Raw genomic sequence first — 18,428 nt, forward strand, 5'->3', positions numbered from 1 at the left:
CCGGCCACAAGGTCTATCCGGCCACAGTCGTCGATATAATGCGCGGTGTGGCCGAATGTTGCATGTAATCCAAGGCCTTGGTCCTGCCCATCACGAAGAGGTCACAGACTGCCCCGCAGCAGCGGATTCTGGGCGCCGGTCACCCAATCCGCCGAGGCCGCCGACAGCGCCGCGCCGCTGATGCAGCCGGCCCGCTTCAAATCTGCCTGGGCAAAGGCCTCCTGCAGCCGGGGTTCATTGCCGGCGGTGAGCAGCACCAGCCGGTTTAGCGTGCAGGCAATGGCCGCCCGCCGCGCCGGCAGGCCGTCGCCCTGGCACGACCAGCCGGAAATCCTGAGATTGGCCACCTCCAGCGTCTTCATGAAGCCGAGGCAGCGCTTGTTGTCTTTCAGCCGGTCGGCAAAGCCCATCAGGGCGACCGGCCCGAATTTGCTGTCGATAATGCCCTCGCCCACCACGTCGCGGACGCCGCCGGGGTCCATGCGGCCCGCGATGTCCGCTGCCGGCGGACCTGCCCGCTCAGCCTCGGCGCCAGGACGATACAATTCCAGTTCGGCGACTGGGGGTTCTCCGGGCGACGTCCAGCGCAGGACATCCTTGCGGCCGCCGTCGGGATGTCTCAGAATCTCGTAAGATTTTGTTTTACCTGACGAATCAAACTGGCTGACGGCAAAGGCAGGATGGGAACGGCTGGCGACGCTCCAGCCAGCCTTGGCGGCTGGTTCGCTGCTGAGGTCGAATTCCAGTCCGTCGAAAACCGTAGCCGCGGCCATGACAACCAGTGCCAGCACCCCCATATAGGCGAGCAGACGCACGGCGATGGCACCGCACTCGTCGGCAAAGCTCTGCAGGGCCGGATGGACACCTGCCGACTTTGGGTGGTGCGAAACCAAAATTGAACGCATCAAACCACGCAAACACGCTTAGGACGTTGTCTTTGCGACGTTTCTCGCATAGAAGCGCGGCTCTTCCCTTTCCACGGTATGTGGGGGTGAAGCATTTTTCTTCGGAGAGTGAACGATGGGTTACAAAGTCGCGCTGGTCGGAGCGACCGGCAATGTCGGGCGTGAAATGCTCAGCATTCTGGATGAACGTAAATTCCCCGCTGACGAGGTCGTGGCGCTCGCGTCGCGCCGCAGCATGGGCGTTGAGGTGTCCTTCGGCGATAGAACCCTGAAATGCAAAGACCTCGCGACCTATGACTTCAGCGATGTCGACATCTGCCTGATGTCGGCCGGCGGAGCCGTGTCCAAGGAATGGTCGCCGAAGATCGGCGCAGCCGGCGCCGTCGTGATCGACAACTCGTCGACCTGGCGCATGGACCCCGACGTGCCGCTGATCGTACCGGAAGTGAACGCCTCGGCCGTCGATGGCTTCACCAAGAAGAATATCATCGCAAACCCGAACTGCTCGACTGCGCAGCTCGTGGTGGCGCTGAAGCCGCTGCATGACAAGGCGACGATCAAGCGCGTTGTCGTCTCGACCTATCAGTCGGTGTCGGGTGCAGGCAAGGATGCGATGGACGAGTTGTTCTCGCAGACCAAGGCCGTCTACACCAACTCTGAGCTGGTCAATAACAAATTCCCGAAGCGTATCGCCTTCAACGTGATCCCGCAGATCGACGTGTTCATGGAGGACGGCTACACCAAGGAAGAGTGGAAGATGATGATGGAGACCAAGAAGATTCTTGATCCCAAAATCAAAATGTCCGCGACCTGCGTGCGCGTGCCGGTGTTTGTCGGCCACTCGGAAGCGGTCAACATCGAATTCGAGAACCCGATCTCGGAAGATGAAGCCCGTGACATCCTGCGTAATGCGCCAGGCTGCCTCGTGATCGACAAGCGCGAGCCGGGTGGCTACGTCACGCCCTATGAGGCCGCCGGCGAAGACGCCACCTATATCAGCCGCATCCGCACGGATTCGACGGTCGATAACGGTCTGGTTCTTTGGTGCGTGTCGGACAACCTGCGCAAGGGCGCGGCGCTCAACGCCGTACAGATCGCGGAATGCCTGATCAACCGCAAGCTGATCACGGCGAAGAAGAAGGCCGCGTAAGCGGACCTTCGATCTCCAACAATCAAAAGCCGGATGCTCAGCATCCGGCTTTTTTTTGTTTTACGCCACTGGCTTAAACTCTTTCGCGACCTGATCGAGCACGGACAGCGAGCCGACGGCGACACCGAAGTAGGCGCCGTGCAATTCCAGCTCGCCGCTCTCGACCTTGCTGCTCACGAACGGGAACGTCATCAGGTTTTCGAGGCTGCGGAACACCGCGGCCTTCTCGATGCGGGTGGCGAAATCTACGATCGTTTCGTGATTGCGAATCTCGACCTTCTCGTCGGGCTTGATGAACATCGACATCCAGCGGCCGATGAAGTCACCCGGCGACAGCGGCGCCGCATTGTCGACGAAAGCGCGGATGCCGCCGCATTGCGCGTGACCGAGGATGACGATGTGCTTCACCTTCAACACCTGCACCGCATATTCCAGCGCCGCCGAAACGCCATGGGCGCCGCCATCGGGCTGATAGACCGGCACCAGGTTGGCGATGTTGCGCACCACGAACAGTTCGCCGGGCGAAGCATCGAAGATGACCTCCGGCGACACGCGCGAGTCGCAGCAGCCGATCACCATGACTTCCGGCGACTGGCCCTTTTCTGATAATTCGCGGAAGCGCGACTGCTCGGTCGGCAATCGCTCCGACGTAAAGGTCTGGTAACCGGCAATGAGCTGCTTCGGAAATGATGTCATGGTCTGCCTCGTTCGGAGCATGATCCCGAAAAGTGGATACCGGTTTTCGCCGACAAACGGGGTCGTTTGTCGAGAGATCACGCTCAAACATACGGTCCCCACGGATAACCATAGGACGCCAGCGCGAACAAGCCTTCCGGGCGGCGGGCTGAAATGTTATCGCGGATGCCTGAATAACGAACAGGCCATAATCACAGGGAAATGACGCCATGATCCGTCCGCGCCGCAGCCATTTGTTCATGCCCGGCTCGAACCCGCGCGCGCTGGAAAAGGCCCGTACCGTGGCCGCTGACGGCATCATCCTGGACCTCGAAGACGCCGTAGCGCCGGATGCCAAGGGAACCGCGCGCGACGCCATCGCGCAGACGTTGGCCGCCGGCGGCTTCGGCAAGCGCGAGGTCATCATCCGCATCAATGCGCTGGATTCGCCGTGGTGGATCGACGACGTGACCATGGCCGGCAAGGCCAAGCCCGATGGCATCCTGGTGCCGAAGATTTCCAGCGTCGAGGATCTCTCAGCCGTTGCTGATCGGCTGAGTGACATTGGCGCCGACATGTCGATCAAGGTCTGGGCCATGATCGAGACCTCGCGCGCCATCCTGCATGCGGAAGAACTCGCGGCCGCCTCGCGCGATTCCGAAAATCGCCTGGCCGGCTTCGTGTTCGGCCCCAACGACATCGCCCGCGAGACCCGCATCCGCATGATGCCCGGTCGCGCGGCAATGCTGCCGATGATCACGCATTGCGTGCTGGCGACGCGGTTGCATGGTCTCGAAATTCTCGATGGTCCCTACAGCAATTTCAGCGATACCGAGGGTTTCATCGCCGAAGCCGAACAGGGCCGCGACATCGGCTTCGACGGCAAGACGCTGATCCATCCGAGCCAGATCGAGGCCTGCAACAAGGTCTTCACGCCGCCGGACGACGAAGTCGCCCAGGCCCGCCGCATCATCGCCGCCTTCGAACAGCCGGAAAACGCCAAGCGCGGCGCGATTCAGCTCGACGGCAAGATGGTCGAGCGGCTGCATGCGGACATGGCGAAGCGCACGATCGCGATTTCGGACGCGATTGCGGCGATGGGGAACTAGTACCAGTCAGCAACGACGCGCTTTCTTCACCCTCCCCCTTGCGGGGAGGGTGGCGCGTTGCGAGCGCAGCGCAACGGGTGGGGGTGCCACAGGCGATGCTCTCACGTGTGGCACCCCCACCCCGGCCTCCACCTGAACGATGCTTCGCATCGTCAGGTTCGGCCGACCCTCCCCGCAAGGGGGAGGGATACCGCGGGCCGTAGCGCGAAATTTGTAGATTCAAAGGCTGATACTAACGTGCGCCGACCCGCTCCGTCGCCCACGCGTAAAAACTTCCTGGCACCGGCGCTTCTTTGCCGCGCCCCTTCGGCGAAATATGAAAGCCCAATACTTCGGGATCGCCAATCAGCCCTGCAAAGTTCGACGGCTCGAAGAACAACTTCGGTTCCGCGTGAATCGCATAATATGACTTCCGCGGCAGCGCGTGATGCTGCGCGCCGTGGCGCTTCGCGAGCGCCGTCAGCGATGCCGGGCCGAAGATCGCGACGCGGACGTCACTGGCGCGCTTGGACCTGTCGCGCCCTTTGCGCCATGCGAAAGCGAGGCGATGGCGCAATGACATCCAGTCTGGCGTCAACTCGTCCTGCCTGATCAGCGCCTCGAACGCCGCGACGATCGGATCGTCGGGCGGCAGATACAGCACCGAATTGCCGAGCTGACGTCGCTTCTCCCAGGCGAAATAGGGTTTTGCGGAATCGATCTCGATCGGCTTCAGCAACAGCACATCCGCGTCGAGCCAGAGGCCGAGACCTTCGGCCATCAGCCGGATGCGAAAGAAATCGCTGAACTGCAGTGGGGTCCAGCCAACCCACGCGCCATCGGGAGCTGATGGGCGCAGCCGCTCGGCGAAAGCCCGCGGCAACACGGCTTCTGCATCGGCATTGCTCACGCCATCCGGCAGATCGGTGATCGGTGCAAAACTGTAGAGCGTGACGCGGTGGCCGGCCTCGACCTGCGATCTCAGGCACAGCCGGCGCAGCGCATCGAGTGGGCCCTCCCAAAAGGTGACGACGTCAGGAATCACGCGTCACCTTCCGAAGTGAGATCAGGCCCAGGCGCGTGCGGTCTTGAGCTTCTCTTCGTAGCTGTCGATGGAGGCCTTCTTCTCCATCGTCAGGCCGATATCGTCGAGACCGTTGAGCAGGCAATGCTTGCGGAACGGATCGATCTCGAACTTCACCGTGCCGCCATCAGGGCCGCGGATTTCCTGGTTCGGCAGGTCGATGGTGATCGTCGCATTGGCGCCGCGCTCGGCATCGTCGAACAACGCGTCGAGATCCTTCTGCGAGACGCGGATCGGCAGCACGCCGTTCTTGAAGCAATTGTTGTAGAAGATGTCCCCGAACGAGGTCGAGATCACGCAACGAATGCCGAAATCCAGCAGCGCCCAGGGCGCGTGTTCGCGCGACGAGCCGCAGCCGAAATTATCGCCGGCCACCATGATCTTGGCGTTGCGATAGGCCGGCTTGTTGAGCACGAAATCCGGGTTCTCGCTGCCGTCATCGAGGTAGCGCGCTTCCGAGAACAAGCCCTTGCCGAGACCGGTACGCTTGATGGTCTTCAGATACTGCTTCGGGATGATCATGTCGGTATCGACATTGATGATCTTCAGCGGCGCCGCGACGCCTTCCAGCGTGGTGAACTTGTCCATGAACGTATCCTCGGATTGAGCGGGCGTTTTAGCCCGATCGGGCGGTCCGTCCAAGGGGGATTTATGCAGGGCTAATCGGCGACGCCAGCCTCGATGGCCTCCATATCGGCGTCCGAGAGCCCGAAATGGTGGCCGATCTCGTGGATCAGCACGTGGCGGACGATATGGCCGAGGGTTTCGTCGTGTTCGGCCCAGTAATCCAGGATCGGCCGGCGATACAGCCAGATCATGTTGGGCAACTGCCCGGTATTGTCCTGGCTCTGGAATGGCAGGCCGACGCCCTGGAACAGACCCAGCAGGTCGAATTCGGTCTCGGCCTGCATCTCCTCCAGCACCTCATCGGTCGGGAAATCGTCGACCCGGATGATCACGCCCGCGCAGAGCTTGCGAAAATCCTCCGGCAGGAGGGCGAGCATGGCATGGGCCATGTCTTCCATTTCCGCGAGATCGGGAGCTTTTGCCTGGTGCCACATGTTTCCCTGTCTAGCCAATTCCCATGACATGGCAATGCGCCGGTGCAGTGCGTTCACGAGCGGTTGACGGGCGGGCGTCAATCGGAGACTTTGCGGCGGCGTTTGAGGCATGATCTCTCGACAAACGAACCCGTTTGTCGGCGAAAACCGGCATTTACTTTTCGGGATCATACGTATGGCGGTTTGGGGCGTTAAGATGCGGATCATGATGGCGGCACTGGGATTGGCGGTTGCGCTCGGCGCGTTGCCGACGGCGAACACCGCACAGGCGCAGACGGCCACGCAGGTCGCCCAATCCGGCGACAGCGTTCAGCCCCGCCGTGCGCGCCCGCGCGTTCGTATCTATCGCACCCCGGACGAACGCGGTGTCTATCCCAGCTACAATCCCGGCCCGAATGCCGTCCGCGATTGCACCGCCAATCTGGTGCAGGAATATCGCCCGAGCGGCACCGTGATCGTGCCGCGCATGAACTGCTACTGGCGCCGCGGCTGAGTAGACACTTCATACTTTGATTTTGAATAACGTCAGGCCGAGGCTTTGCAACTGCGGAGATGGCGTTCGCATGCGCTGACTTTCGTTCCAGCGATGCGTCACAAAACCATGCGACATATCGCACCGAGCATATTCACATCGCGTTCACCTCCTGCGCCCTAGCGTCATGCACATGGGCGATGATCCATTCGTGAAGCTGCATCTCGACATGAACGCAGCAGACTCAGGAGAGAACACGTGAACGTGAAGAAATTTTTCGGCCTCGCCGCCATCGCAGGATTGCTGTTCGTCGCAGCGCCGACGCAGCAGGCAAATGCAGTCTCGCTGAACAGCCCGGGCATCGCATCGTCCGTACAGGGCGGTGAGAAGCTGACGACTGAGGTGCAGTATCGTCATCACCACAATCGCGGCTATCGCGGGCACCACGGCATGCGGCGTCACCACGGCTGGCATCGTCCGCATCACATCCGCCGCCATCATGGCTGGCACCGGCCGCACCATGTGCGTCGTCACGGCTGGCGCTACTGAGACTCCCTCTAAAGTCCAAACAGGCGTGCGCAAGCGCGCCTGTTTTCTTTGACGAGATGTTGACCGCGTCGGTCTGTCGCGGGAAATCATTGCAGCTATATGCGTTATGGGGTGAAGGCGACGAAAGACGATCGATGGAAAGCGATCGAGGCAAGGAAAAATCATGAAGAACTGGGTAGGCGCAGCCATGCTGGCTGCAACACTTTCACTTGGTGGCGCATTGACCAGCGCCCCCGCAATGGCTGACGCACAGACGCCTCAAAAGGCTGCGGCAGACAACAAGGCAAAGGCCACGGACTTCAGCGCGCAGCGGCGCCATCGTCACTTTCACCACCGCCATCATCACTTCGGCCACCGGCACTACGGGTATCGCAGCTATTACGGCCCGCGTTATGGCTACGGATACGGCTATCGCCCGTATCGCTCCTATTACGGCCCGGCCTATTACGGACGCCCCTATGCCTATCGCCCTGCTTACTACGGCGGATACGGCTACCGGCCCTACGGCTATTATGGCGGCTATCGTCCCTACGGCGCCTATGGCTATGGCCCGGGCGTCGGTTTCGGCGGCCCGCTCAGCGTCGGCTTCAGCTTCGGCCGCTGGTAAATTCCAGGATCTCTAGACGACATCGACAGGCGCCCTTTGCGGCGCCTTTTTTTTGTGCGCGCCGCGCGGCTTCCGCCTGCGTCATTCATGACGCGTTCAGATCGACATCCTTAATTTTCGGTCAAGGCGCGACAATTCACATGACACGACCATGCGCAAACGCAGCGTTCGCGCAAACGAGGACCTGCACTGTCAGGTTTGCGCGATCCATGTCCCATGCGCCGATCGAGGGAGGATGTTTCCGATGAGAGATGTTCAGAATCGACAACCTGTCCTGAATGCCGATCGAGGTTTTGCGATCAGACAATTCATGACGCGCTCGCTCGGCGTGGCTGCCGCCGCAGCGATGATGATATCGCTGACGCCATCGGCACGGGCGGTCTCGCTGATCAATCCCGGCGCGGCACCCGCAGCCAAACAGGCTAGCGACGCGCTGCTCATGCCGGTCCAGCATCGCGGTGGACGCGGCGGCGGTGGCGGAGGAGGTTTCCGCGGCGGTGGCGGCGGCGGTCACGCCTTTCATGGCGGAGGCGGCGGCGGATTTCGTGGCGGCGGCATGCCGGCGTTTCGTGGTGGCGGTGGCGGCGGAGGCTTCCGAGCCGCAGCGCCTGCGTTCCGTGGCGGTGGCGGCTTCCGCCCGGGCCCGGCCTTTGTCGGCGGCGGCTTCCGGCGCGGCCCTGCATTCCATGGCGGCGGCTATCGCTACGCGGCGCCATTGATCGCCCGTCGCCCCTATTATGCGCCGGCGCGTTACTACGGCGCGCGCCATTACGGCTATCGCCGCCATTTCCGCCCGCGCTATTACGCCTATGCGCCGAGCTATTATTACGGCCCGCGCTACTACCAGCCGCGACGCTTCTGCCGGATCGTCTGGACCTATTACGGCCCACGCAAGATCTGCCGCTATCGCCCCTGGCATCACCGCCACTGGCACTACCGGCGGCATCACCATCGCTTCAACATTTATTGGTGAGATGGGTCGGGTTGACTGAAGCGACTCTCCACACACTCCGTCATGGCGGGGCTTTCCCCGGTCATGACAACTGAGTGTTAGTCGCTCACTCCCCCAACTGAAACGCCTCGAACCGCCCGAGCTCTTCCTCGATACGGCGCTTCCATTCCTTGCGCGGCATTTTCGACTTCGCACCGTCACCGACCCAGCTCCATTGCTGCATCAGCAATTTGCGCTTCTGCCGATCGGTCTTGAGATCGACCGCTGCAACGATCTGATCATCCACCAGCACCGGCAGTGCGAAGTAACCGAGCTGGCGTTTTTCCTTCGGCACATAAGCCTCGAAGCGATGGTCATGCCCGAAGAAAAAATTCGTGCGCTTGCGCTGGATCACGAGGGGATCAAACGGAGACAGCACATGCACGAGCCCCGCCTCGCCCGAGCTGGTGTCCTCGATCGCCGCGGGCGTCGTCCAGTGCTCCTGCTTGCCGGCGCCATCAAGCGTAACGGCCACCAACGCGCCCTTGCGTACCCGCGCTTCAATCAGCTTGCGTATGCCGGCCTTGCTCGGCGCATCGAGATGACAGATCGAGTCCAGACTGACGATGCCCTGCGATCGCAGCGCGCGATCCAGCAGATAGGCGAATTTCTCGCTCGCCGATGCCGCTTTCGGCAATTTGTCCCAGTCAAAGTGCCGCAACAACAGGTCATAGGTCTTCAGCATGCCCTGCCGTTCAGAGATCGTGAGATGCCCCTCATAGAATGCCAGCTGCAGCGCGCGCTTTGACGGCTTGCGGCTGGCCCATTCATGATCCTTCTCGCGTAGCACATCGTCATCGATATCGCGGATCGACAGCGGACCAGCCTTGGCCAGCCGCATCACCTTGCGCTTGTCTGCGGGAGTCACGGTCGCGAACCAGCCATGCCCCTCACGGCGATAATATTTCATGTCCGGCACGAAGAAGCCGATGTCATCGGTCGGCACATAAGCAAGCGCGTGGGTCCAGTATTCGAACACGCTCTTGTCATGGGTCTGCGCCTGCCTGAGATCCGCGCGTTTGTAGTTCGGAATCCGCGAGAACAGGATGTGATGATGGCTGCGCTCGATCACATTAATGGTGTCGATCTGCACATAGCCGAGATGCTGAACCGCGGCCTTCACCGCCTCCGCGCCATCGCCGAATGGCGCACGCGCATCGAGCCGTTGCGCACGCAGCCAGATGCGGCGGGCGGCGGTGTTGGTGAGTGCGATGGGTTTGGCAGGTGTGCGGGGCATCGACAGCGTTCAACATGGCTCATAAAAAGACGGCCTGCATCAGCAGGCCGTCGATCTTATCGAGGATGTACCGCCGTGTGCAGCTAGATTAGTGCCACTCGCGGATATCGACGAAGTGCCCCGCGATTGCAGCCGCAGCCGCCATCGCCGGCGACACCAGATGAGTGCGGCCCTTGTGGCCCTGGCGGCCCTCGAAGTTGCGGTTTGAGGTGGCAGCGCAGCGTTCTTCCGGCGCCAGCTTGTCGGGATTCATCGCCAGGCACATGGAGCAACCCGGCTCACGCCATTCGAAACCGGCCTTCAGGAAGATCTTGTCAAGGCCTTCGGCTTCCGCCTGCTCCTTCACCAGACCCGAGCCCGGCACGATCATCGCCGAGACATGGCCGTTGACGGTCTTGCCGTCGACGACCTTGGCTGCGGCGCGCAAGTCCTCGATACGGCCGTTGGTGCAGGAACCGATGAACACGCGATCCAGCTTGATATCGGTGATCTTGGTGCCCGCGGTCAAACCCATATAGGCCAGCGCGCGCTCCTTGGAGAGGCGCTTGGCTTCATCGGCGATGTCAGCGGGATTCGGCACCTTGCCGGAGATCGAGATGACGTCCTCGGGCGACGTGCCCCATGTGACGATCGGCGGCAGCTTCGCAGCATCGAGACGAATCTCATGATCGAAATGCGCGCCTTCGTCGGAGCGCAGCGTTTCCCAGTAACGCACCGCCTGCTCCCAGACATCACCTTTCGGCGACATCGGGCGACCCTTGAGGAATTCATAGGCCTTCTCGTCGGGCGCGATCAGGCCGGCGCGAGCGCCGCCTTCGATCGACATGTTGCAAACGGTCATGCGGCCTTCCATAGACAGCGCACGGATCGCCTCGCCGGCATATTCCAGCACATAGCCGGTGCCGCCAGCGGTACCGATCTCGCCGATGATTGCCAGTATGATGTCCTTGCCGGTGACACCTTCGGGCAGCACGCCATCGACGGTGGCGCGCATGTTCTTGGCTTTCTTCTGGATCAGCGTCTGCGTCGCCAGCACGTGCTCGACTTCCGACGTGCCAATGCCATGCGCCAGCGCGCCGAATGCGCCATGCGTCGAGGTGTGGCTGTCGCCGCAAACGATCGTCGTGCCCGGCAGCGTAAAACCCTGCTCGGGACCGATGACGTGGACGATGCCCTGGCGCTTGTCGAACTCGTTGTAATATTCGATGCCGAATTCGCGCACGTTCTCGGCCAAAGTCGCGATCTGCTCGGTGCTTTCCGGATCGGGATTGGGCTTGGTACGATCGGTGGTCGGCACGTTGTGATCGACGACGGCGAGCGTCTTCTCCGGCGCATGCACACGGCGGCCGGCGGCGCGCAGGCCTTCGAAGGCCTGCGGGCTCGTCACTTCGTGCACCAGATGGCGATCGATATAGAGCAGGCAGGTGCCGTCGGCGGCTTCCTCGACCAGATGGTCGTTCCAGATCTTGTCGTACAGGGTGGTCGGCTTTGCAGAGTCAGTCATGAGATCAGGCCTCAAAAGAAAACGTGGGCCAGTTGCGTGCTGCTAACGATTCGCCGCATCGGCGGCGCAAAGCGCACAACTGAGAAACGGGAAAAGAAACGCGTGAGATTGCTCACGCGCTTCTAAGCGCGCCCACGATCGACGTGGTGAAGCGACCGAAGAAGCGACCGGGCAGCCGACTATGATCGTCGATGACGATGCGCAAAGCGTGCTGGTGCAGGTCTAGAAACATTCCAGTCATATAGCACTCAGCGATCACGACGCCAATGCGACGGAGGTATGCAGTCTTCACGTAACAAAAAAGCGCGGCTCGCGCCGCGCTTTTCGTCTCGCACATTCGATGATGCGGAAAATTACTTAGCTGCAGCCACAGCCGCGACCTTGGCCGGACGCTCGGTCTTCTTCTCGACGATGCGGGCCGACTTGCCGCGCAGATCGCGCAGGTAATACAGCTTGGCGCGACGCACCTTGCCGCGACGCACAACCTTGATCGAGTCGATCATCGGGGAGAGCAGCGGGAACACGCGCTCGACACCCTCGCCGTAGGAGATCTTGCGAACGGTGAAGCTCTCATTGATGCCACCGCCGTTACGGCCGATGCAGACGCCTTCATAGGCCTGCACGCGGGAGCGCTCGCCTTCGACAACCTTCACGTTGACGATGAGGGTGTCGCCGGGACCGAATTCCGGGATCGACTTGGTGGCGGAAAGGCGGTCGAACTGCTCTTTTTCAAGCGTCTGAATCAGGTTCATCGAAAATCTCCATCGGCGGCGCGCCCAGACGTTGCGCGGGCTGCGCTCGAAACTCTTACCCTGCCATTGCACGGATTTGGCGCTGCTATACGGGAAAGCGAAGCCGTTGTCACCGTCTCTGTCACTCGCCGGTCGTGATTTTTGGCGGTTTTCGCTTTCTGCCCGATTCCGGGGCTTTCGGGCGAGCCGCCCATAAATCGGGCCGGCGCTCCTGGGTAAGCGCCTCCGCCTCGGCCAGCCGCCATTTGGCAACCTTCGCATGGTCGCCCGAAATCAGGACATCCGGGATTTGACGCCCCTCGAAGGTCTGCGGGCGGGTGTATTGCGGGTATTCCAGTAGCCCATCAGAGAAACTCTCGTCGGTTCCAGACGCCAACTTACCCATGACCCCCGGCAGAAGCCGGACGCAGGCGTCAATCAGCGTCATGGCGGCGATTTCGCCGCCGGACAGCACGTAGTCGCCAATAGAGACTTCCTCGAGCCCTCGGGCGTCGATGACGCGCTGATCGATGCCTTCAAAGCGGCCACAGACGATCAGCGGCCCCGGCCCGGCCGCCAGCTCCACCACCCGCGCCTGGGTCAATGGCCGACCGCGCGGGCTCATGACGAGCCTGGGGCGATCCTGCGCATCCGCCGCATCGATCGCCGCCGCCAGCACGTCAGCCCGCAGCACCATGCCCGGTCCGCCGCCGGCAGGCGTATCATCGACACTGCGATGCTTGTCTGTGGCCGAGGCGCGGATGTCCCGTGCCTCCAGCGCCCACAGGCCGGAAGCCAGCGCCTTTCCGGCAAGGCTGATGCCAAGCGGGCCCGGAAACATCTCCGGAAACAGCGTCAGCACCGTCGCGCGCCATGGCGCGGATGAAGGATCGGAAATCATGGCCTTCCATCGCGCGTCCGGCGCGAGGCGTCAAACCCCCGCGATCGCCGCGTCAGGCCGCCGACATCTGCTCGCTGGTGTCACCGGCATCGAAGGCGGCGCGAGCGGCCTTGATCTCCGCGAAGCTGCGCTCAGCCCAGTCGATCAGGCCGGCCAGCGGCCCGAGGGCCGATTGTCCCAGCGGCGACAGCCGATATTCGACCGAAAGCAGAGCGACAAAACAGTCCCATACGTTCGTCTGCCGGAAGCCGAATTCAAGGCCATCATGCTCAATGCGGGCCTTCCGGAAGAACTCGCGGATCTGATCGCGACGTCAAACACGGCGGCAGCCGACGGCGCACTGTTCGATGACAGCCATACGCTGAGTAAGCTGATCGGGCGGAAGACGACGCCGTTCGCAAGAACGATAGCGGAGGCGTTGAAAGCGTAAACCCTACGCCGCGGTGGGATCGTCGCCGATGATCTCACCGGGCAATTCGATCACGACCTTGCCGGCCTTGATATCGACCGTTGGCACCACCGCATTGGTGAACGGCAACAGCAGGGTCGCGCCCTCTAGCGGCGCGATCTCGATGATATCGCCGGCGCCGAAATTATGGATACCGACGACACGGCCGATCGCATCGCCCGCGGCATTGACCGCAGCGAGGCCGATCAGATCGGCGTGGTAATATTCGTCGTCTTCGGTGTCAGGTAGCGCATCGCGCGCCACATAGAGCTCGACGCCATTGAGGCGCTCGGCGTCTTCGCGGGACGCAACGCCCTTCAGCGTCGCGACCAGATGGCCCTTGGCCTCGCGCACGTCATCGACCTCAAAGCTCCGCTTGCCGTCCTTGGTGGCAAGCGGACCGTAGTCGAGCACGGCGAATGGATCTTCGGTGAAGGTCCACAGCCGGACCTGACCGCGCACACCATGCGGCGCGCCGATGCGCGCGACGCAGATTTGCGCGGTTGGCATTCCGCCTTACTTCTTGGCGGCGGCTTCAGCGTTGGCCTTGCGCTCCTTGCGCGGCACGGCCTTCTCGGGATTGTTGCGGGCTTCGCGCTTCTGAACGCCAGCAGCATCGAGGAAGCGAGCGACGCGATCCGACGGCTGTGCACCCTTGGCGATCCAGGCCTTGGTCTTGTCGAGGTCGAGCTTCAGGCGCAGCTCATTGTCCTTGGCGAGCAGCGGATTGAAGTAGCCAAGACGCTCGATGAAGCGGCCATCGCGGGGAAAACGCGAGTCGGCGACGACGACGTGATAGACGGGGCGCTTCTTGGTGCCTGCACGAGCGAGGCGGATAACGACGGACATGGGATTCTCCTAAGTATGTTCGATTTGAATGTGAGTTGAATGGATCGCGTTATTTCTTTTTCCCGAGACCGGGAAAGCCGCCGAGTCCCGGCAGCGTCGGTTTGCCCAGGCCCGACAGGCCCGGGAAATCTTTCGGCAATGACGGCATGCCCTGCGGCATCCCGCCTGGCATCTTCTCGGCCATCGCCTTCATCTGTTCGGGCGACGGCATGCCGCCGCCACCGAAGCCCATGGCCTGCGCGATGCCTGCCATCGGACCGCGCTTGCCGGAGCCCATGGCCTTCATCATGTCGGCCATGTTCCGATGCATCTTCAGCACCTTGTTGACTTCCTCGACCTTGAGCCCGGCGCCGGCAGCGATGCGCTTTTTACGGCTGGCCTTGAGGAGGTCGGGATTCTTGCGCTCCTGACGCGTCATTGAATCAATAACCGCGATCTGGCGCTTCACCACGCGGTCATCGAGACCGGCGGAGGCGATCTGGTTCTTCATCTTGGCGATGCCGGGCATCATGCCCATCAGGCCGGAGAGACCGCCCATATTGGTCATCTGAATCAGCTGCTCACGCATATCGGTGAGATCGAACTGACCCTTGCGCATGCGCTCGGCGGTGCGCGCAGCTTTCTCGGCGTCGATATTCGCAGCAGCGCGCTCGACCAGCGACACCACGTCGCCCATGCCGAGAATGCGGCCGGCGATGCGGCTCGGATGGAAGTCTTCCAGTGCATCGGTCTTTTCACCGGTGCCGATCAGTTTGATCGGCTTGCCGGTGACCGCACGCATCGAGAGTGCAGCACCGCCGCGGCCATCGCCGTCCACACGGGTCAGCGCGATACCGGTGAGGCCGACGCGTTCGTTGAAGGAGCGTGCAAGATTGACGGCGTCCTGACCGGTCAGCGCGTCCGCGACCAGCAGCACTTCGTGCGGGTTAGCAATCGCTTTGATCTCGATCGCTTCTGACATCATTTCTTCGTCGAGCGTCGTGCGGCCGGCGGTGTCGAGCAGAACCACGTCGTAGCCGCCGAGCTTCGCAGCGGACAGCGCGCGCTTGGCGATCTCAGCGGGCTTCTGGCCTTCGACGATCGGCAGCGTCTGGATGTCGAGATCGCGGCCGAGCACCGCGAGCTGTTCCATGGCGGCCGGACGATAGACGTCGAGCGAGGCCATCAGCACCTTGCGCTTGTCGCGCTGGGTGAGACGGCGGGCGAGCTTTGCAGTGGTGGTGGTTTTACCGGAACCCTGCAGACCGACCATCATGATGGCGACGGGTGGCACGGCTTGCAGATCGATGCCGCCTTCACCGTCGGCGCCGAGCGTGGCGACCAGCTCGTCATGGACGATCTTGACGACCATCTGGCCGGGGGTGACCGACTTGACGACGGTGGCGCCGATGGCCTGTTCGCGCACGCGATCGATGAAGCTGCGGACCACGTCGAGCGAGACGTCGGCCTCGAGCAGCGCCCGGCGGACTTCGCGCATGGCGGCATCGACATCAGCCTCCGACAGCGCACCGCGCCCGGTGAGCCGATCGAGAATTCCGCCAAGCCGTTCCGACAGACTGTCGAACATCGATTGTCGCTTCCGCTCGTGCCATCCCCATGATGGCAAATAACCAAACACTTTTGCGCCCGAGGGCGCATCGCGCTGTCGGGCGTTGACCTCCGGACTCCAGGACCGGTCGGCGGGTCGAAAAGAGAACTTTTCGAGAAGTGGCGGGATTTACAGTGCTGGAGCCCGATAAGTCAAGGTTTGCAGGGCGATCGCCTGGTCAGGCGGCCGCGCTCCGGGTTCCGCCGGCATCATAGTGCTGCTGTGCCTCAAGCACCTGGCCCATATGGTTTTCAGCCCAGACCCGCAGCGCATCGACGGTATCCGACAGGGTTCGTCCGAGCGGAGTGATCGCATATTCGACCGTGACCGGCACGGTGGGGATCGCCTTGCGGCTCACCAGGCCATCGCGCTCCAGGCTTTTCAGGGTCTGCGACAGCATTTTCTGCGAGATTCCCTCGATCTGCCGCCGCAGCTGGTTGAAGCGAACGGGGCCGTCCGTGAGCAGGCCCAGCACCAGAACCGCCCATTTATCGGCGATCCGGTCCAGAACCAGCCGGGTTGGGCAGCTGCTCGCATAGACGTTGCCGGCTTTCCGGCGCTGGGCGGCGCTTTCGATATCGGTCTGCATGGCGGCGGTCTCCTCGGGGTAACCAGCTAACGCAAAAGTGCCTTCTTCACAGCTACTGCCGAAATGAATAGCAAGTTTCTATTGGTTACTACATGGAGATATCAAATGAAAATCGCCCTGATCGGCGCCACCGGCCGCGCCGGCTCGCAAATTGTCGCTGAACTGTCCCGCCGCGGTCATACCGTCACCGCCATCGCCCGCAACCCGGAGAAAGCCCCTGTTCTGGCCGGGGTGACGCCACTGAAGGCCGACGCCAACGATGTTGCCGGTCTCACTGCCGCCCTGAAGGGCCACGACGTCGCCGTCAGCGCGATCCATTTCCTCGTCAGCGACCCGCACAAACTGATCGCGGCCGTGAAGGCGGCGGGCGTTCCGCGCTATCTGGTGGTCGGCGGCGCCGGCAGCCTCGAAGTCGCTCCCGGCCTGAAGCTGATCGAGACCCCGGGATTTCCGGCGGAATACCGGGCCGAGGCCGCGGTGGGCGGCCTGTTCCTCGACATCCTGCGCCACGACAAAGAGCTCAACTGGACCTTCCTGTCGCCCTCGGCCCTGTTCATCCCGGGCGAGCGCACCGGGACATTCCGGCTTGGCGGCGATCAACTGCTCGCCAACGACAAGGGCAGCAGCATTTCCTTTGAGGATTATGCCATCGCCATGGCCGACGAGATCGAGACGCCTGCGCATGCGCGCAAGCGGTTCACCGTCGGCTACTGAGCGAACAAAGGATCGGCGCGGGTTGCGGAATCCACTGACAAATTCCATGTGATGCGGGCTGCGCCTCGTTGGGCGCAGCTCGTCGTCCCACCGGATTTGATCCAGCTCCATGATTCTCACCCGCCGCCGCCTTCTGACGTCGCTGGGCGGTCTCGCCGCAGCCGCTGGGCTGTCGGCCTTCTGGGCTTCCCGCATGACCAATTATGACGGCCCCGTCTCCGATCACTTCGACGGCAAGATCTTCTTCGATCCCGACGGCGTGCCGCCCAAGTCACTCGGCGAAGTGCTGCGGTGGCAATTCGGCGGCGGCCGTACGCGCGAGGTCTGGCCCGACTGGGTCGAGAACGAGTTTGCCGATACGCCGCCGGCCAAGGTCGAGGGTACGGGCGTTCGCTTTAGTTACGTGGGTCACGCGAGCTGGCTGATCCAGACCGCGGGAATCAACATCCTGTTCGACCCGGTGTGGTCCGACCGTGTCTCGCCATTCTCGTTCGCCGGCCCGAAGCGCCACACCGCACCCGGCATCGCGTTCGACAAGCTGCCGAAAATAGACATCGTGCTGGTGTCGCACGGTCATTACGACCATCTCGATCTTCCGACGCTCTCAAAGCTCGCCGCAAAATTTGCGCCGCGCGTGATCACGCCGCTTGGCAATGACATCACCATGAAGAGCGCCGACAGCGCGATCAAAGCCGAGGCCTATGACTGGACAGATCGCGTCGAGCTTGGCAACGGCCTCGCCGTGACGCTGGTGTCAACGCGGCACTGGACCGCGCGCGGTCTGTTCGATCGCAACAAGTCGCTGTGGGCGAGCTTCGTGCTGGAGACGCCGGCGGGCAAGATCTACATCGTCGGCGACAGCGGCTATGGCGACGGCCTGCACTTCCGCCGCGTGCGCGAAGCCCATGGTGCTATCAGACTCGCGATCCTGCCGATCGGTGCCTATGAGCCGCGCTGGTTCATGAAGGACCAGCACATGAATCCGGAAGACGCCGTGAAGGCCCTGAGCGATTGCGGCGCGCAGCAGGCGCTGGCCAGCCATCACAGCACATTCCAGCTCACCGATGAGGCGATTGACGGACCGGTGAAAGGATTGGCTGCCGCATGCAGCGCGGCCGAATTGCCCGGCGAGAAGTTTATGGCGCTGAAGCCGGGGCAGGTGGTGGAGATTTAAGGAGAGCGCGAACTCTCAGTCGTCATGCCCGACCAGCGCGAAGCGAGCTTCGCTAGATGTGCCGGGCATCCAGGTCTTTAGCGAAGACTGAAGACTAAGGCATAGATGGCC

The 18,428-nt window shown here is 62.2% G+C and carries 23 protein-coding genes; 9 read left to right on the forward strand and 14 right to left on the reverse strand.

The features are described from left to right. Positions 1 to 101: 101 nt before the first annotated feature. Positions 102 to 905 (reverse strand): hypothetical protein, encoded by an 804-nt coding sequence (locus AB8A23_RS04320; RefSeq protein ID WP_439060325.1) that lies wholly within the window; start codon positions 903 to 905, stop codon positions 102 to 104. A gap of 115 nt (positions 906 to 1,020) precedes the next feature. On the opposite strand from AB8A23_RS04320, the gene AB8A23_RS04325 reads away from it, so the two are divergent. Next, positions 1,021 to 2,055: an aspartate-semialdehyde dehydrogenase gene (locus tag AB8A23_RS04325; protein WP_068737914.1), complete on the forward strand. Its 1,035-nt coding sequence runs from the start codon at positions 1,021 to 1,023 to the stop codon at positions 2,053 to 2,055. Between the two features lie 60 nt (positions 2,056 to 2,115). On the opposite strand, the gene AB8A23_RS04330 is transcribed toward AB8A23_RS04325, so the two are convergent. After that, positions 2,116 to 2,751, reverse strand: a complete 636-nt coding sequence (locus AB8A23_RS04330) for a carbonic anhydrase (RefSeq protein ID WP_320446209.1) — start codon at positions 2,749 to 2,751, stop codon at positions 2,116 to 2,118. A 209-nt stretch (positions 2,752 to 2,960) separates the two neighbouring features. Between AB8A23_RS04330 and AB8A23_RS04335 the strand changes: the two genes are divergently transcribed. Further along, complete coding sequence (locus AB8A23_RS04335) at positions 2,961 to 3,839, forward strand: HpcH/HpaI aldolase/citrate lyase family protein (protein ID WP_439060324.1); 879 nt, start codon at positions 2,961 to 2,963, stop codon at positions 3,837 to 3,839. A gap of 232 nt (positions 3,840 to 4,071) precedes the next feature. Here AB8A23_RS04335 and AB8A23_RS04340 read toward each other — a convergent pair whose 3' ends face one another. The 3 genes from AB8A23_RS04340 to AB8A23_RS04350 form a co-directional block, all read right to left on the reverse strand. Continuing rightward, positions 4,072 to 4,863, reverse strand: a complete 792-nt coding sequence (locus AB8A23_RS04340) for a hypothetical protein (protein ID WP_439060323.1) — start codon at positions 4,861 to 4,863, stop codon at positions 4,072 to 4,074. Between the two features lie 21 nt (positions 4,864 to 4,884). Then, positions 4,885 to 5,490 (reverse strand): 3-isopropylmalate dehydratase small subunit, encoded by a 606-nt coding sequence (gene leuD, locus AB8A23_RS04345; protein ID WP_089266479.1) that lies wholly within the window; start codon positions 5,488 to 5,490, stop codon positions 4,885 to 4,887. A gap of 71 nt (positions 5,491 to 5,561) precedes the next feature. Continuing rightward, a complete protein-coding gene (locus AB8A23_RS04350; RefSeq protein ID WP_089266478.1) occupies positions 5,562 to 5,963 on the reverse strand; it encodes a metallopeptidase family protein in 402 nt (133 codons plus the stop codon). Between the two features lie 175 nt (positions 5,964 to 6,138). Here AB8A23_RS04350 and AB8A23_RS04355 point away from each other — a divergent pair, with 175 nt between their 5' ends. The 4 genes from AB8A23_RS04355 (at position 6,139) to AB8A23_RS04370 (ending at position 8,564) form a co-directional block, all read left to right on the forward strand. Beyond that, positions 6,139 to 6,456, forward strand: a complete 318-nt coding sequence (locus tag AB8A23_RS04355) for a hypothetical protein (protein ID WP_439060322.1) — start codon at positions 6,139 to 6,141, stop codon at positions 6,454 to 6,456. 237 nt (positions 6,457 to 6,693) lie between these two features. Next, positions 6,694 to 6,984, forward strand: coding sequence for a hypothetical protein (locus AB8A23_RS04360; RefSeq protein ID WP_120287769.1), 291 nt, complete (start codon positions 6,694 to 6,696; stop codon positions 6,982 to 6,984). A 163-nt stretch (positions 6,985 to 7,147) separates the two neighbouring features. Continuing rightward, entirely contained in the window at positions 7,148 to 7,591 is a 444-nt protein-coding gene (locus AB8A23_RS04365; protein WP_184512651.1) for a hypothetical protein, read from the forward strand. 310 nt (positions 7,592 to 7,901) lie between these two features. Next, positions 7,902 to 8,564, forward strand: a complete 663-nt coding sequence (locus AB8A23_RS04370; protein ID WP_231078554.1) for a hypothetical protein — start codon at positions 7,902 to 7,904, stop codon at positions 8,562 to 8,564. An 85-nt stretch (positions 8,565 to 8,649) separates the two neighbouring features. Here the strand turns inward: AB8A23_RS04370 and AB8A23_RS04375 are convergent, their stop codons facing one another. The 5 genes from AB8A23_RS04375 to trmD form a co-directional block, all read right to left on the reverse strand. Then, positions 8,650 to 9,819: a winged helix-turn-helix domain-containing protein gene (locus AB8A23_RS04375; protein WP_439060321.1), complete on the reverse strand. Its 1,170-nt coding sequence runs from the start codon at positions 9,817 to 9,819 to the stop codon at positions 8,650 to 8,652. A gap of 88 nt (positions 9,820 to 9,907) precedes the next feature. Beyond that, positions 9,908 to 11,323, reverse strand: coding sequence for a 3-isopropylmalate dehydratase large subunit (gene leuC, locus AB8A23_RS04380; RefSeq protein WP_439060320.1), 1,416 nt, complete (start codon positions 11,321 to 11,323; stop codon positions 9,908 to 9,910). A 112-nt stretch (positions 11,324 to 11,435) separates the two neighbouring features. Then, entirely contained in the window at positions 11,436 to 11,564 is a 129-nt protein-coding gene (locus tag AB8A23_RS04385; RefSeq protein ID WP_256438178.1) for a hypothetical protein, read from the reverse strand. A gap of 112 nt (positions 11,565 to 11,676) precedes the next feature. Continuing rightward, positions 11,677 to 12,075, reverse strand: coding sequence for a 50S ribosomal protein L19 (gene rplS, locus AB8A23_RS04390; RefSeq protein WP_089266471.1), 399 nt, complete (start codon positions 12,073 to 12,075; stop codon positions 11,677 to 11,679). A 121-nt stretch (positions 12,076 to 12,196) separates the two neighbouring features. Then, a complete protein-coding gene (gene trmD, locus AB8A23_RS04395) occupies positions 12,197 to 12,955 on the reverse strand; it encodes a tRNA (guanosine(37)-N1)-methyltransferase TrmD (protein WP_439060319.1) in 759 nt (252 codons plus the stop codon). On the opposite strand from trmD, the gene AB8A23_RS04400 reads away from it, so the two are divergent. Further along, the gene (locus AB8A23_RS04400; RefSeq protein ID WP_439060318.1) at positions 12,954 to 13,385 is read left to right on the forward strand and encodes a hypothetical protein; all 432 of its coding nucleotides are present in this window, start codon (positions 12,954 to 12,956) and stop codon (positions 13,383 to 13,385) included. The two genes, trmD and AB8A23_RS04400, sit on opposite strands and share 2 nt — an antisense overlap. A gap of 3 nt (positions 13,386 to 13,388) precedes the next feature. Here the strand turns inward: AB8A23_RS04400 and rimM are convergent, their stop codons facing one another. The 4 genes from rimM to AB8A23_RS04420 all read right to left on the reverse strand — a co-directional run bounded on the left by rimM (position 13,389) and on the right by AB8A23_RS04420 (position 16,429). Further along, the gene (rimM, locus tag AB8A23_RS04405) at positions 13,389 to 13,913 is read right to left on the reverse strand and encodes a ribosome maturation factor RimM (protein ID WP_439060317.1); all 525 of its coding nucleotides are present in this window, start codon (positions 13,911 to 13,913) and stop codon (positions 13,389 to 13,391) included. Between the two features lie 6 nt (positions 13,914 to 13,919). After that, positions 13,920 to 14,252: a 30S ribosomal protein S16 gene (gene rpsP, locus AB8A23_RS04410; protein ID WP_089266465.1), complete on the reverse strand. Its 333-nt coding sequence runs from the start codon at positions 14,250 to 14,252 to the stop codon at positions 13,920 to 13,922. Positions 14,253 to 14,301: 49 nt separating this feature from the next. Further along, the gene (gene ffh, locus AB8A23_RS04415) at positions 14,302 to 15,819 is read right to left on the reverse strand and encodes a signal recognition particle protein (RefSeq protein WP_439060316.1); all 1,518 of its coding nucleotides are present in this window, start codon (positions 15,817 to 15,819) and stop codon (positions 14,302 to 14,304) included. Between the two features lie 199 nt (positions 15,820 to 16,018). Further along, complete coding sequence (locus AB8A23_RS04420) at positions 16,019 to 16,429, reverse strand: winged helix-turn-helix transcriptional regulator (RefSeq protein WP_439060315.1); 411 nt, start codon at positions 16,427 to 16,429, stop codon at positions 16,019 to 16,021. Positions 16,430 to 16,534: 105 nt separating this feature from the next. Between AB8A23_RS04420 and AB8A23_RS04425 the strand changes: the two genes are divergently transcribed. Beyond that, the gene (locus tag AB8A23_RS04425) at positions 16,535 to 17,143 is read left to right on the forward strand and encodes an NAD(P)-dependent oxidoreductase (protein WP_184512636.1); all 609 of its coding nucleotides are present in this window, start codon (positions 16,535 to 16,537) and stop codon (positions 17,141 to 17,143) included. A 109-nt stretch (positions 17,144 to 17,252) separates the two neighbouring features. Beyond that, positions 17,253 to 18,317 carry an MBL fold metallo-hydrolase gene (locus AB8A23_RS04430; RefSeq protein ID WP_439060314.1) on the forward strand — a complete coding sequence of 355 codons (1,065 nt, stop codon included), beginning with the start codon at positions 17,253 to 17,255 and terminating at the stop codon, positions 18,315 to 18,317. Positions 18,318 to 18,428 lie beyond the last annotated feature (111 nt).

The organism is Tardiphaga sp. 619_E2_N8_4 (assembly GCF_051810905.1).
GTDB classification, from domain to species: Bacteria; Pseudomonadota; Alphaproteobacteria; order Rhizobiales; family Xanthobacteraceae; genus Tardiphaga; species Tardiphaga robiniae.